General features: G+C 26.9%; 15 protein-coding genes and 1 tRNA gene. 13 read left to right on the plus strand and 3 right to left on the minus strand.

Annotated elements, in window-relative coordinates; genetic code table 11:
* The first annotated feature begins 14 nt into the window (after positions 1 to 14).
* From gcvH to BN7997_RS03150, 7 genes are all read left to right on the plus strand, one after another.
* Positions 15 to 389 (plus strand): glycine cleavage system protein GcvH, encoded by a 375-nt coding sequence (gcvH, locus tag BN7997_RS03120; RefSeq protein WP_071119428.1) that lies wholly within the window; start codon positions 15 to 17, stop codon positions 387 to 389.
* Between the two features lie 116 nt (positions 390 to 505).
* Positions 506 to 2434, plus strand: coding sequence for a corrinoid activation/regeneration protein AcsV (acsV, locus tag BN7997_RS03125; RefSeq protein WP_071119429.1), 1929 nt, complete (start codon positions 506 to 508; stop codon positions 2432 to 2434).
* A 355-nt stretch (positions 2435 to 2789) separates the two neighbouring features.
* Entirely contained in the window at positions 2790 to 2987 is a 198-nt protein-coding gene (locus BN7997_RS03130; RefSeq protein ID WP_071119430.1) for a CooT family nickel-binding protein, read from the plus strand.
* Positions 2988 to 2991: 4 nt separating this feature from the next.
* The gene (locus BN7997_RS03135; protein WP_071119431.1) at positions 2992 to 3408 is read left to right on the plus strand and encodes a DUF3842 family protein; all 417 of its coding nucleotides are present in this window, start codon (positions 2992 to 2994) and stop codon (positions 3406 to 3408) included.
* A gap of 29 nt (positions 3409 to 3437) precedes the next feature.
* Positions 3438 to 3734, plus strand: a complete 297-nt coding sequence (locus tag BN7997_RS03140) for a DUF8180 domain-containing protein (RefSeq protein ID WP_071119432.1) — start codon at positions 3438 to 3440, stop codon at positions 3732 to 3734.
* A gap of 270 nt (positions 3735 to 4004) precedes the next feature.
* A tRNA-Ser gene (locus BN7997_RS03145) sits at positions 4005 to 4097 on the plus strand.
* 106 nt (positions 4098 to 4203) lie between these two features.
* Entirely contained in the window at positions 4204 to 4851 is a 648-nt protein-coding gene (locus BN7997_RS03150) for an FMN-dependent NADH-azoreductase (protein ID WP_071119433.1), read from the plus strand.
* Between the two features lie 28 nt (positions 4852 to 4879).
* On the opposite strand, the gene BN7997_RS03155 is transcribed toward BN7997_RS03150, so the two are convergent.
* Entirely contained in the window at positions 4880 to 5794 is a 915-nt protein-coding gene (locus BN7997_RS03155; RefSeq protein ID WP_071119434.1) for a ribonuclease H-like domain-containing protein, read from the minus strand.
* A gap of 106 nt (positions 5795 to 5900) precedes the next feature.
* Between BN7997_RS03155 and BN7997_RS03160 the strand changes: the two genes are divergently transcribed.
* Positions 5901 to 7943: an ATP-dependent helicase gene (locus BN7997_RS03160; protein WP_071119435.1), complete on the plus strand. Its 2043-nt coding sequence runs from the start codon at positions 5901 to 5903 to the stop codon at positions 7941 to 7943.
* Between the two features lie 32 nt (positions 7944 to 7975).
* Positions 7976 to 8326, plus strand: coding sequence for a hypothetical protein (locus BN7997_RS03165; RefSeq protein ID WP_071119436.1), 351 nt, complete (start codon positions 7976 to 7978; stop codon positions 8324 to 8326).
* Between the two features lie 56 nt (positions 8327 to 8382).
* On the opposite strand, the gene BN7997_RS03170 is transcribed toward BN7997_RS03165, so the two are convergent.
* Complete coding sequence (locus BN7997_RS03170; protein ID WP_071119437.1) at positions 8383 to 9375, minus strand: asparaginase; 993 nt, start codon at positions 9373 to 9375, stop codon at positions 8383 to 8385.
* A 752-nt stretch (positions 9376 to 10127) separates the two neighbouring features.
* Here BN7997_RS03170 and BN7997_RS03175 point away from each other — a divergent pair.
* The 4 genes from BN7997_RS03175 to thiI all read left to right on the plus strand — a co-directional run bounded on the left by BN7997_RS03175 (position 10128) and on the right by thiI (position 13417).
* Positions 10128 to 10478 (plus strand): IS630 transposase-related protein, encoded by a 351-nt coding sequence (locus tag BN7997_RS03175; RefSeq protein ID WP_071119193.1) that lies wholly within the window; start codon positions 10128 to 10130, stop codon positions 10476 to 10478.
* Positions 10391 to 10972 (plus strand): IS630 family transposase, encoded by a 582-nt coding sequence (locus BN7997_RS03180; RefSeq protein WP_143023134.1) that lies wholly within the window; start codon positions 10391 to 10393, stop codon positions 10970 to 10972. Before BN7997_RS03175 ends, BN7997_RS03180 begins: the two co-directional genes overlap by 88 nt.
* Before the next feature lie 79 nt (positions 10973 to 11051).
* A complete protein-coding gene (locus BN7997_RS03185) occupies positions 11052 to 12203 on the plus strand; it encodes a cysteine desulfurase family protein (protein ID WP_071119438.1) in 1152 nt (383 codons plus the stop codon).
* Positions 12204 to 12244: 41 nt separating this feature from the next.
* Complete coding sequence (thiI, locus tag BN7997_RS03190) at positions 12245 to 13417, plus strand: tRNA uracil 4-sulfurtransferase ThiI (protein ID WP_071119439.1); 1173 nt, start codon at positions 12245 to 12247, stop codon at positions 13415 to 13417.
* Positions 13418 to 13732: 315 nt separating this feature from the next.
* On the opposite strand, the gene pflA is transcribed toward thiI, so the two are convergent.
* Positions 13733 to 14476 (minus strand): pyruvate formate-lyase-activating protein, encoded by a 744-nt coding sequence (gene pflA, locus BN7997_RS03195; RefSeq protein WP_071119440.1) that lies wholly within the window; start codon positions 14474 to 14476, stop codon positions 13733 to 13735.
* Between the last annotated feature and the right edge of the window lie 258 nt (positions 14477 to 14734).

Genomic DNA, 14734 nt, shown 5'->3' on the forward strand with positions numbered 1-14734 from the left:
CTAGGAGGATTACTATGAAAGTTATACCAAACTTAAAATATACTGACAAACATGAATGGGTTAAAATTGATGGAGAATTTGCCTACATAGGAATAACAGCTTATGCTCAAAATCAATTAGGAGAAGTATTATTTGTTGAAATGCCAGAGGTTGGGGATGAATTAAATCAAGGTGAAGAGTATGGAGTAGTTGAATCTTCAAAAGTAGCATCAGATTTAATAGCTCCTTTATCTGGAGAAGTTGTTGAAATAAATGAAAGATTAGATGATGAACCAGAATATATAAATGAAGATCCATATGATGCATGGATAGTAAAAGTTAGGGTAGCTGATGAAGATGAGTTAGAAAACTTATTAAATTCAGATAGTTACGAAGCTAGTATAGACTAATTTAAATAAGAGTATGAAAGGGTTGAGTGCACACAAACCTTTTATGCTCTTTCTTGATACCTGTGATATAACATATGCTAAAATTATATTAGAAAAGCATATTGGGGGATTTAGATATGGTGAAAGTGACTTTTACATCACATAATAAAGAGATTTATTGTAATAAAGGGGATAAATTACTAGATGTTGCAAGGAATGCAGATATATTTATAGATGCACCTTGTAATGGAAATGTATCTTGCGGTAAGTGCAAGGTAAGGCTAATTAAAGGTAAAGTTGATACAGAGAAAACTCATCATATAAAAGATGAAGAATGGAATCAAGGATATATATTAGCATGCAATACAAAAGTAATAGAAGATATTGATATAGAAGTACCTTCAAAACTATCATCATCTATGTATGGAATGAAAATAGAAGGTAGTGATAATAGAAAAGATAAGGAAGTTTTTGATAGAGCAAAAAAAATAATTAAAGAAAATAATTTTAAATTTGAGACTAATATTGAAAAAACTTACATAGAGTTAGATGAACCAACACTAGATGATAATATAAGTGATATTGATAGAATAGAAAGACATATAAGAAACAGTTTGGGATATAATGAAATAGACTTTACTATAGATTTATTAAGAAAAGTACCAACAGTTATAAGAAAAGATAATTTTAAAGTAACTATAACCTACATTAAAAAGAAAAATAAAATAACTATACTTAATATAGAATCAGGAAACACAGAGAATAAACTTTATGGAGTTGCTATAGATATAGGAACAACATCTGTAGTTGTATGTTTAGTTGATTTATATACAAAAGAAATTTTAGATAAAGCTTCATCTGGAAATGCACAGATAAAATATGGGGCAGATGTTATACATAGAATTGTATACTCAACAAAGAAAAATGGATTAAAAGAATTAAATGAAGCTATAGTAGAAGATACTATAAATCCATTATTAAATTCTATATATACTAAACATAATATAGATAAAGATAATGTGGTTAGCCTTGTAGTAGCAGGTAACACTACTATGAGTAGTTTATTTTTAGGTGTATACGCAGATTTCTTAAGACAAGAACCATTCATACCACCATTTTTAAAATCTCCTAAATTAAGAGGAAAAGATGTAAGATTAAATATTAATGACAGTGCACAGGTATTTTTATCACCTTCTGTAGCAAGTTACTTAGGAGGAGATATTACAGCAGGTGTATTATCTTCTGGTATTTGGTCTAGCGAAGAAAATGTGTTATTTATTGATTTAGGTACTAATGGAGAAATAGTATTTGGAAATAAAGACTATATGATGAGTTGTGCTTGTTCTGCAGGTCCTGCATTTGAAGGTGGAGGAATAAGTTGTGGAATGAGGGCTTCCAATGGAGCTATAGAAAAGGTAAAAATAGATGAAAAAACTTTGAATCCAACTCTTACAACGATAGGTGATACGGATCCAATAGGAATATGTGGCTCAGGTATAATAGATTTAATATGTCAAATGATACTTACAGGAATAATAGATAGAAGAGGAAAAATACATAGAGATATAGACAATAGAAGGATAAGATTTAATGAGTATGAAATGGGAGAATATGTATTAGCATTTAAAGAAGAATATAACTTAGAACAGGATATAACTGTAAATGAAGTTGATATAGATAATTTTATAAAAGCTAAAGGAGCTATATACTCAGGGGCTTCAGTTTTAATAGAAAGTTTAGGCATGGATTTTAGCGTAATAGACCAGCTATATATAGCTGGTGGAATAGGAAATAACTTAAATATAGAGAACTCGATATTAATAGGTTTACTTCCAGATATAGAAAGAGAAAAGTTTGTATATATAGGTAATAGTTCATTAGTAGGTTCTTATCTTGCATTAATAAGTAAAGATGCAAAACAAAAACTTCAGGATATAGGTAATGAAATTACTTATGTAGAATTAAGTGTATACCCTACATATATGGATGAATTTATATCAGCATGTTTTTTACCACATACAAACATAGAACAATTTCCAACAGTTAAAGCAATACTAGGAGAGTAAATTTTAAAAATACGGTTGAATTATAAATGGTTAAATTTGATTGACTTTTTATAAAATAGGGTGCTATACTCAAGGTATAAATGAATAATAAAAACGAAATCATGAAGGTTTCTTTAGTGTATGGAAATACCTGAAGAAACCTTTTTTGCTTACTATAACTTTTTATGCATCAAAGAGGTGTAAATGGTTTTAGAGGAGTGAAAAAATATGTTTTTGAGTGACGGATGTATCCGAAATGATTCACCAACACGTTGCTCAAAGTGAGAGCGAGGATATATCGTTGGTGAAATGAATTGTTTCGTCGACACGTCGCTCAAGCGAAGCGAATTTTAGTATAATTTAAGGGGGAAAAAATATGTGTGAATCTGCAGCTTATATTTTAAAGGAAGATGGAATGGAGAGGATAATGGATAATGTTGTTAGTGTAGATCCATTTGAAGGAAAGGTATATCTAACAGATTTATTAGGAGAACAAAAAATAGTGGATGGAGAAATAAAAGAAATAAGGCTAATGGATCATAAGATAATAATAAAAGAAAATAATAGGGGATAAATATATGGTAATAGCAGTTATAGATGGTATGGGTGGAGGAATAGGCGCTCAGATAGTATCAAATCTTAGAGAAGAACTACCTACATATATAGATATATATGCACTTGGAACAAACTCTATTGCAACTAGTGCTATGATGAAAGCACATGCAAATAAAGGTGCAACAGGAGAGAATGCTATTATAACATCAGTGAAGAAAGCTAATATAATTGTGGCACCAGTTTCCATAACTATGCCAAATTCGATGATGGGAGAAGTAACAAGTAAAGTTAGTGAAGCTGTCGTTGAATCTGAGGCTTTAAAAATACTTTTACCAATTATGCCAGAAAATATAGAGTTAGTAGGACTTGAGAATAAACCACTAGCATTACTTATTAAGGATTCAATAAAACTAATAAAAAATGAATTTAATATAAAATAAATAGAGTATAAATAATGGGGGATAAATAAATGATATTTAGGAAAAAAAGGGTAAGATATCATCATGGACATGATCATAATAGTGATCATATACATGAAAGTAATCATTCTCATGGCGATTCTATAGAAAGTAAAGATGAGAAAACTTTAAAAATTCTTCTAGTTCATTGGGTAAATCATAATGAATCGCATGAAGAAGGATTTAGAGAATGGGTAGATAAAGCTAGAAATATGGGAAAAGATGAAACGGCAAATAATATTGAAAAAGCTATTGAGTACTTACAAAAAGCTAATGAAATGTTAATAGAAGCTAAAAAACATATGTAAAAAATTTATGCCATGAAGGTAAAATATTAATATACTTCATGGTTTTTTGATGCATTTTATATATTATATTTTAAAAAGATTTTTAATAACATTATCTATAGAAGGAAGTGACCATAAGAAGTTAACAATCATCATTAGTAGGATCAATATTTTTAATATGGTCAGATGTTTTATCTAGAACTTTATAAGTGTAGTAAAATTTTAAAAAAATTATATAAACTATTGACTATATTGTGATTAGATTGTATAATTAAATTGTAAATTAAATAAGGAGAAGTACTCAAGTGGCTAAAGAGGAACCCCTGCTAAGGGTTTAGGCTGGGTTATACTGGTGCGAGGGTTCGAATCCCTCCTTCTCCGCCAGTTAAAAGACTATGAATTTCATAGTCTTTTTTATTTATAACGAATAAAAAAGTATCTTACAGAAAAACTATATCAATAGATATAATATATGAAGGAAGGTACTATTATGAAAAAGTTATTATATATAAGTGTAAACTCTAAGCCTGAAGATTTATCTGCAAGTAAAACAGTAGCTAGAAAATTTATAAATAAATTCTTACAAAAAAATAAAGATTTTCAAGTAGAAGAAATAGACTTATATAAAGAACATATACCTAGACTTGAGTATCAATACTTTGAAAAGAGAAATTGTATAGTAAATGAAGATGATGCTAAGAAATTAAATGATAAAGATCAAAAAGAAGTGCAAAGAATAAGAGCGTTATGCGACCAATTTATAAGTGCAAATGTTTATGTAATTGCAGCACCTATGTGGAGTTTATCATTTCCAGCACCCCTTAAAGAATATATAGATTGTATAATGCAAGATCAAAAGACGATAAAATTTGAAGGTAAGAAAATAGAACCACTTTTAAATGATAAACCAAGAACAATGGTATATATTCAATCTTCAGGTGGAAATGTACCTTGGATGTTAAGACCAATTCTTAATAAAGGTCTTAACTATGTAGAAGATATAATTAAATTTATGGGAATTAAAAAGTTTGAAGAATTATTAGTTGATGATACTGGATTTACAGAAGAAGAAAAACAAGAAGCGATAAATAAAGCATCTGAAAAAATAGATGATATTATAGATTCAATGAAATTTTAAATGAATACTAAAAGGGCTATAGTCCATATTACAAGGACGATAGCTCTTTTTTTAATATATAATTGCATAAAGAATATATATTATCTTCTAAATATAAATCATTAAATTTTAATGGAATTATTTTAGATAAATTATAAAATAAAATTATATTATTATTTGAGTCAGTACCTTTATTTAATAATATATCTAATGTTATATTATTTTCATCAGAGATTATAGAGTAAGAATCACTATATATATTTATATTAGATATATTACCTTCAAAAGCTATATATTTAATGGACAGTGTATTTTTAGATATTTTAAATGATATTGGAACTAATTCTAATGATAAATTATTTGTACTTATGCATAAAACATTTAACTTACCTTTTAAAATATCTTTTATTTTAAAAATAATACCTAGATAATAAATATCTTCATAATTATGAAGAAGTATTTTTTCTTTTAAGTCTATATCCTGACTAACAGAGTATTCTTTATATAAATCAATACTTTCTTTACCGGAAATGGTATCTTCTCTATAAATACCAAGGTATTTTTCTATAGTTTTTAGTTTACAATCAGATAGAGAGAGTTTTTCCTTAAAGGGTCTTATTAGTTTAAGTATATCAATATCATCATTTTTTGATAGAGAAAAATCGATATTATGCTTTTTTAGTCTAGTATTTAAAAATGGAATATCAAAAGTTAATCCATTAAAAGTAATATGATTTTTATAATTTTTTATATCATTAATAAAAGAAAGTAGAAGTTCTTTTTCGTCATCTTCTGTATTAGCAAAATATTGCTTGATAACTGTTTTATTATCTTGATTAAACAGAATTCCTATCAAAATAACTTTACAATAATTTGAGTTAAGACCTGTAGTTTCTATATCAAATACAAAATGATTAGGAGGAATATCTATTAATTCATCTAAAACTTTAGTTATTACTTCCATAAAATTTCTCCTTTTTTAGATTATATATTATAATAATTATTAGGTTAAGCGAAGATGCTTAACACTATTATAAATGAAATAAATAATACTTCAAGGTAGGTAGTATATGATAAGTATAGATAAATTAAATGAAAATCAATTAAAGGCTGTAAATCATTTAGATGGACCTTGTATGGTGCTTGCAGGACCAGGTTCGGGAAAGACTAGAGTTATAACATATAGAATAGCTAATATGGTTGTAAATAAAAATATAAAGCCTACAAGCATACTTGCAATAAGTTTTACAAAAGCTTCATCTATAGAAATGAAAAATAGAGCATTATCTTTAAGTAATGACTTTAGAATGAATAAGGTTACATATGGGACGTTTCATTCTGTATTTTTTAGGATATTAAGATATTTTGAAAATTATAATATTGAAAGTATCTTAGATGAAAAGACAAAGAGAATAGGGTTAAAGAATATATTAAAAGGATTGAATATAGAAAATGCCGATGATGATGAAACCATTGGACAAGTTATAAATGAAATTTCATATGTGAAAAATGAATTGATGGATAAAAGAGACTTTAAATCAGAGGTATTAACTAACGATGAGTTCATAAAGGTATATAATTTTTATGAAGAGTATAAGCAACAAATGAATAAAATAGACTTTGATGATATGTTAATTAAAACATATGAATTATTAAAAAATAATAAGGCAGCTTTAGATAGAGTTAGAAGTGTATATAGATATATTCTTGTAGATGAGTTTCAAGATATAAACAAGGTTCAATTTGAGGCATTAAAGTTAATAGCAAATCCAAGTAATAATATATTTGTAGTAGGGGATGAAGATCAAAGTATTTATGGATTCAGAGGATCTAGGCCAGATTTTCTATTAGAATTTGAAGAGTATTTTTCTAATACAAAAAAAGTATTGTTAGATATTAATTATAGATCTAAAGGTGAGATAATAAACATAGCTAATAGATTAATAGAGAAAAATACAAATAGATATGAGAAAGTTATAAAATGTGGACAAGGTAATGGAGCTAAGGTAAATTATATTTCACCTGAAGATTCAGAAGAAGAAGCTGTATATATAGCAAAAGATATAAAAAATAAGGTTCAAGAAGATTATACGGAGTATACTGATTTTGCTGTAATATATAGAACTAATATACAATCAAGAGCTTTAGTTGATGTATTTATGGATATGAGAATTCCGTTTGTAGTTAAAGATTCAATAGTTACAATATATGATCATTGGGCTGCCCAAGACATACTTGCTTATTTAAGAATAGGAGTCAATCCAAATTCTAATAAAGATTGGATAAGAATTATAAATAAACCTTTTAGATATATTTCTAAAGATAATTTAAATTTGATAAAGGATGAACCTGATTTTATAAATTCATTGATTAATAAATGTGACTTACATCCTAAACAAGTTAAAACTATAAATGATTTAGATATAGATATAAGTTATGTAAAAGGGTTAAATCCTAAAAATGCAATATCCTATATAAGAACTACTTTAGACTATGATAGATATATTTTGGATTATTGTGCAAATAGAAAAATAAAGACAAATGGTCTTATAGAAATATTAAATGAACTAGAAAGTTCAGCTACAAATTTTAAAACGATACAAGAATATTTAGAGCATATAGAAAGAGTAAAATCTGAGATAGTAGATAATAAAAACAATAAAGAAACAGATGGTGTTATTTTTACAACTATGCACAGTGCGAAAGGATTAGAGTTTAAAAATGTTTATATTATAGGTGCTAATGAGGGGACAATACCACATGAAAAATCCTATGAAATAGATGATGAAGAAAAGAAAAACGATCAAATTGAAGAAGAAAGAAGACTTATGTATGTAGCAATAACAAGAGCGGAAGAAAATATATGTATAAGTTCGCCAATTAATAAATATGGTAAAAGAGTTTCAAAATCAAGGTTTGTAGAAGATATAAAAGCTCCAACAAAAAAAGAAATGGACAGTATAACTATAGGAGATAGAATATATCACAAAAAATTTAAAGAAGGTACCATAGTAGAAAAGAATGGTGATTCTATCGAAATAAGATTTAAAGATAGAGATAGAGCTCTAAATTCAAAGGTATGTTTAACAAAACGAATAATATGGAAAATATAGAGAAATAGTAAAATATAATTAAGGGGAGATTTATGAAAAATACAGTTATTAAAGGGGACTATAAAAATTGGTATTTATCCATACATAAAGAGATGGATAAATTAATATTAGAAGGAATAAATGATAATATTGAAATTTCTAATAATACAATAATTGATTATGATATAAAATATACTGAATTTAAAAGAGATATAATAGATATAGTTATAAGAATTATTATAGGAGTTTTGCTTATTGGACCAATTGGAATATTAGCAGGATTTACAGCCAATAAAAGTTTTATATCGTATAGATTAATTTCTATAGAGTTTAAGAATGGAAATAAATCTTTGGTTAAAATTGATAATAGAACATTTAAGTATTTAGTAGAAAAAGTATATTAAAAATTAATATGAAAATAATAAACCTCTCTATTTTAAATATTAGAGAGGTTTTATAATTAATAATATATTCCTTTTTCAAAGAAATCTTTTATTTCGTCTAAATTATCAGTTTTTCCAAGCGCTAACATAAGTTTTATTCTAGCTTTTTGCCCTGGAAGTTCTCCACCAAATATACAACCTATATTTCTTAAATCTCTACCAGAACCTAAATAACCGTAGCTATCAAAAACTCTACCTGAATGGCATCTAGAAACTATAACAACGGGGATATCTTTTTCTCTAGCATATTTAACACCTTCATACATTTTAGGAGGCACATTACCTCTACCCATTGCTTCAATTATAATTCCTTTATAACCACTGTCAGCTGCAAACTTTATAAAGTCATCATTCATTCCAATTCCAGATTTAATTAAAGAAACTTTTGTTTCAACTTTATCAGTATCTATTATTGTTCTTTCTTCAGTACTCTTAAATAGTACTAATTCATTGCAGTCAATTAAACCTAATGGGCCTTTACTTAATGATTTGAAAGTATTTAATGCTAATGTATCAGTTTTAGTTGCTTCAGAAGCTAATAAAACCTCATTGTTTAAAACTATAAGTACACCCTTTCCAACAGCTTTATCAGATATAGCTGTACAAACTGCTGCAGATAAATTGCTAGGCCCGTCATATCCAAGTTCAGAGCTACTTCTCATAGCTCCTGTAACGATAACTGGTTTTTGACTAGAAATAGTTAAATCTAAGAAGTAAGCAGTTTCTTCTAAACTATCAGTACCATGAGTTATGACAGCACCACAAATATCTTCTCTTTCAAGTAAATTATTAACATAATGTTTTAATTCTATCAATCTTTCTGGTGTCATATGAGGTCCAGGTATTTCAGCAAAATTACATACTTCGATATCAGCAACTTTGTCTATGTTAGTAACCATTGACATTATTTGTTCTCCTGATAGAGTAGGAATTGCTGCACCGACCTTTTCATCTACTGTCATAGAAATAGTACCACCAGTAAATATTATAGCGACTTTTTTCTTGTTCATTACAATATCACCCACCTTTTATATTAAAAAACAAATACAATTGTTTTACACTTTACTATTTTAAAACATTTATATATATATTTATATAAATTATATCAAAAAAAAACTATGCAAGTCTAGATTTAAAAAAATATAAAAAAAAAGAGCTTGGGGAAGCTCTTTTTTCGTTAAATTGACTTCCGTTGTCAACTTAACAATAATGGATATAAAGTCTATCCGTTCAAAAGGGGTATTGGGAATAGAGATTTTAATTAAGGTTATCAGGGGGATAACCATGTATTAATAATAACAATATTCGACATTAAAATCAATAGTTTTTTTAAAAAAAATATAAAAAATATAAAAATGTAAAATAAAAAACCTACTTCGCATCCGATCGTGAAGTAGGCTATAAATGAATATAAATTATTCATTTAAAGGGGTATTGGGAATAGAGATTTTACTAAGGTTATCAGGGGGATAACCATGTATTAATAATAACAAAGTTCGACAGTTTAATCAATAGTTTTTTTACAAAAACATCAAGAATATTACATTTTAACGGTATAAATAATTTTTTATGTAGTGAAAAATTTAATTTATACTATTAAGCTATTATATGTTAAAAAATAAAAAAATTAATGATATAATAAATAGATACTATTTTATAAATAATATTTATAGATATTGAATTTTTAATCTTTTTGATAATTATAGTAAACGAACTTAATAATAAAGGTATGAAAATTATTAAATAAGTTAACAAATATAATATGAGTTATGATATAAAGTTTAAACAAAGAGCAGTAGAATACCAAAGAGAAGGCCATACTTACAAAGAAACTTGTAAAGTATTTAAAATATCTGAAACAACACTAACTAGGTGGATAAATAAAGAAAAGGAAGGTAAATTAGGTGAAGTAAAAATACAGGTTAGAAAACCAAAAAAGATTTATCCAGAAAAGTTAATTAAATATATAGAAAAACATCCAGATGCATATTTAGTTGAGATTGCAGAGGAGTTTAATTGTAGTGAGTGTGCAATAAGAAAAGCATTAAAGAAATTAAATATAACACGAAAAAAAAGACAACTTCATACAAAGAACAATGTAAGGAAAAAGTAAATAAATATTTAAATGAGATAAAAAACTTTAGCGAAGAAGATATAGTATATATTGATGAAACAGGAATACAAGGTTATATTTATAGAGAATATGCAAGAGCTATAAGAGGTAAAAAAGTTTACGATAAAATACCAGGTAAAAAATACAAAAGAACAAATATAGTAGCAGGAAAATGTGGAGATAAGATTATCTCTCCTTTAGTGTACGATAAAATAATGGATAGTAAGTTTTTCGAAAAATGGTTTAAAGAAATGTTTTTAAATGAAGTAGAAAAAAATAAAGCTATTGTAATGGATAATGCAACATTTCATTGTAAGAGTAGATTATACGAATTATGTAAAAATGCTAATAAAAATCTAAAACTAATATTTTTACCACCATATTCTCCAAATTTAAATCCTATAGAAAAGTATTGGGCAACATTAAAGAAAAATTTGAAAAAAATAACTAAAAATAACAAGAGCCTTGAAGAATCTATTTACGAACTTTTTTAAGTTCGACTACTATAATAGATGAAGTTGGTAAAAATAGAATAAATAATAAAATGTACATAATAGAAAGTTGGTGAAATGTATGGAGATATATTTAGATAATAGTGCTACAACGAAGCCGTATAAAGAGGTTATAGATAAAATGGTTTATGCACTTGATACAGACTATGCAAATCCATCTTCTTTACATAGAAAAGGTGTAGAAGTTGAAAAAAATATAAAAAATATAAGACAAAGTATAGCGAAAACATTAGGTGCAAAAGATAAAGAAATATACTTTACATCTGGAGGAACAGAGTCTAATAATACTATAATAAGAGGTATTGTTGCTTTAAATAAAAAAAGAAAAAATCATATAATATCAACTACTATAGAGCATCCATCGGTATTAAATACTCTAAAGGATTTAGAATCTGAAGGTTGCGAAGTTACATATTTAGAAGTTGATAAAAATGGTAAAATAGATATAGAGGAGTTTAAAAATGCATTAAAGCCTACAACTTGCTTAGTTACAATAATGCATGTTAATAATGAGATTGGTAGCATACAGCCGATACAGGAGATAAGTAAGCATCTTAAAACATTAAAAGATAAAGTATACTTACATGTAGATGCCGTTCAATCTTATGCTAAGATAAACTTTAGACCATCAAGATACAATATAGATTTTATGAGTGTTAGTGGACATAAGGTACATGGACCAAAAGGAATAGGATTTATATATGTTAAAGAAAATAATAGAATAAAGCCTATTTTAACTGGTGGAGGACAAGAAATAGGAATAAGATCAGGAACAGAAAATACACCAGGTATATATGGCTTAGGAGAAGCTATAAGAATAATAAATGAAGACTTAGATGGTAAAATAGAAAAAATGAAAAATCTAAGGGATTTATTAAAAAAAGAAATAATCGAAAATATAGAAGAAATAAAGATAAATTCTCCAGAAGATGGAGTTTGTCATATATTAAATGTTACTTTTTATGGAATAAAGGGAGAAGTGCTACTTCATTACCTTGAACAAAAAGGTGTGTATGTATCTACTGGATCAGCTTGTTCATCTAAGAAAAAAGGTAGCCATGTATTAAATGCTATAGGACTTTCTCCACAAGAAATAGAAGGAGCAATAAGATTTAGTTTATCTGATTTAAACACAGAAGAGGAAATAAAAGAAGCAGTTAAAATAGTCAAAGAATCAGTAAGTGATTTAAGAATGATAATGAGAAGAAGATAATCAATTTAAGAATGACAAAATTAAGTTAAGAGGTGGAAAAATTGTACAATATATTAATTGTTAAGTATGGAGAAATAGGTGTAAAGGGTAAAAATAGATATATATTTGAAAACAAACTTATAAAAAATGTAAAAAATATATTAAAGCCTATAGGAAAGTTTAATGTATATAAAGAATATGGAAGAATATACGTTGATTTAGATGGATATGATTATGAAGAAGTAGTAGAGGAAGTTAGAAAGGTATTTGGTATAGTTGGAGTTTGCCCAGCTGTAAGAGCAGAAAAAGACTATAATTTATTAAAAGAGTTAGCATTAAAAATGTTAGAAGAAAAAATAGAGCAGGGATATAAGTCTTTTAAGGTTGATTCAAGAAGAGGAGATAAAGATTTTAAATTAACTTCTCAAGAGATGAGCTTAGATATAGGTGGATACTTAGTATCTCAAGTAAAAGATAAAATAGCAGTAGATGTTAGAAATCCAGAAGTAAAAATACACTGTGAATTAAGACAAAATCATGTAATGGTATATAGTGATACAATTCCAGGTTATGGTGGATTACCTCTAGGAACTAATGGTAGAGCAATGTCACTTTTATCAGGTGGTATAGATTCTCCAGTAGCATCATGGATGGTAGCTAAAAGAGGTATGGAGTTAGAATGTATACACTTCCATAGTTATCCTTTCACTAGTGAAAAATCACAAGAGAAGGTTAGAGATTTAGCTCAAATTTTAGCTAAGTACTGTGGTAGAGTAAGATTACACAAAGTAAATATGTTAGAGATACAAAAATCTATAGGTTTAAATTGTAAAGATGAAGAGATGACTATAATATCAAGAAGATTTATGATGAGAATAGCAGAAAGAGTAGCTGAGAGCAGACACTGTGATGCATTAGTTACTGGAGAAAGTATAGGACAAGTTGCATCTCAAACAATACAAGGTTTAACTTGTACAAATGCTTCGGTAAAAATGCCTGTATTTAGACCACTTATAGCTATGGATAAAACTGAAATAATAGAAGTAGCTCAAAAAATAGGAACATTTGAAACATCTATATTACCAGAAGAAGATTGCTGTACAGTATTCTCTCCTAAAAAACCAGTTACAAAACCTAAATTAGATAGAATAGAGAAGTCTGAAAATAAATTAGATGTAGAAAAATTAATACAAGATGCAATAGATAATATAGAAGTTGAAGATATAGAGTTTTAATATAAATAAAATCCGTTATAATGGTAATTCATTATAGCGGATTTTTTCGTATAAGGAAACTATAGCATGAATATATTTGTGGATAACCTATGAATATAAATAATATCAATAACTTTATAAATGAAAAAATGACATTTTGAGTAACGGATATGTGCATAACGATAGCCTGGATATATGATTGGCTAAATGAGTGAAGCGAATTTTTTATTATAATAATTATATCATGAAAAATTATAAAACTTAATAGTAGTTTATAGTAAAGAAAAGTATATTATAAAAGACTATCTTAAGTTCAAGATAGCCTTTTATTGATATTTATTTAGATTTACTGTTAAATACTTTAACACCGAATTTTTCTACTATTTCACTAGCTTTAGCAACATCTTCACTAGTAGCATCTTCAATATCCTTTAATTCATAATTTAACCCCATACTTTCCCATTTATGAACACCTATAGAATGATATGGTAAGAACTCAAATCTTTCTACGTTGTTAAGTTTAGATACAAATTCACCTAGAGCTTCTAAGTTTTCTTTATTATCTGTTATACCTGGAAGTAATACGTGTCTTATCCAAACTGGTATATTTCTTTCATCTAAATGTTTAGCTAACTTAAGCGATTTTTCAACTCCAACACCAGTTAACTCTTTAGATTCTTCTTCTATCATATGTTTTAAATCAAGTAATACAAGATCAGTATTATCTAATATAGGATCTATAACATCAATATTTACGAATCCAGATGTATCTAGACAAGTGTGTATTTTATTTTCTTTAGCTTTAATAAATAGTTCATTTAAGAACTCAGGTTGTAAAGTTGCTTCACCACCAGATACAGTTATTCCGCCACCTGAAGCATTCATATATGATTTGTATTTTAAAGCTTGAGTAATCACTTCATCTGTTGTATATTCTTTTCCTGACTTTGTATCCCAAGTATCTCTATTGTGACAATACTTACATCTTAATGCACATCCTTGCATAAATAATATAAATCTTATTCCTGGACCATCTACTGTTCCAAATGTTTCTATTGAATGAACTCTTCCTTTTACCATAATAGTCACCTCTAAGTTGATTTTAATTAAGTTTATTCCGCTATAATTTAATATACTGTATACAAAACAATATAATTAAATTATATGATATTCCTTATTTTAAGTCTATATAATCTATATAAATTGATAATTAATTATTTCATTTTTATATTATAATAATACCCAAAATAAAAAAGGCTAAAAATAAATTTAAATATTTTACAAAAATATTAATTATATAATGTGATAAATAGAGAAGTAGAAGAGAAAATATAAAAT

It is taken from the genome of Romboutsia timonensis, from assembly GCF_900106845.1.
Classification (GTDB): domain Bacteria; phylum Bacillota; class Clostridia; order Peptostreptococcales; family Peptostreptococcaceae; genus Romboutsia; species Romboutsia timonensis.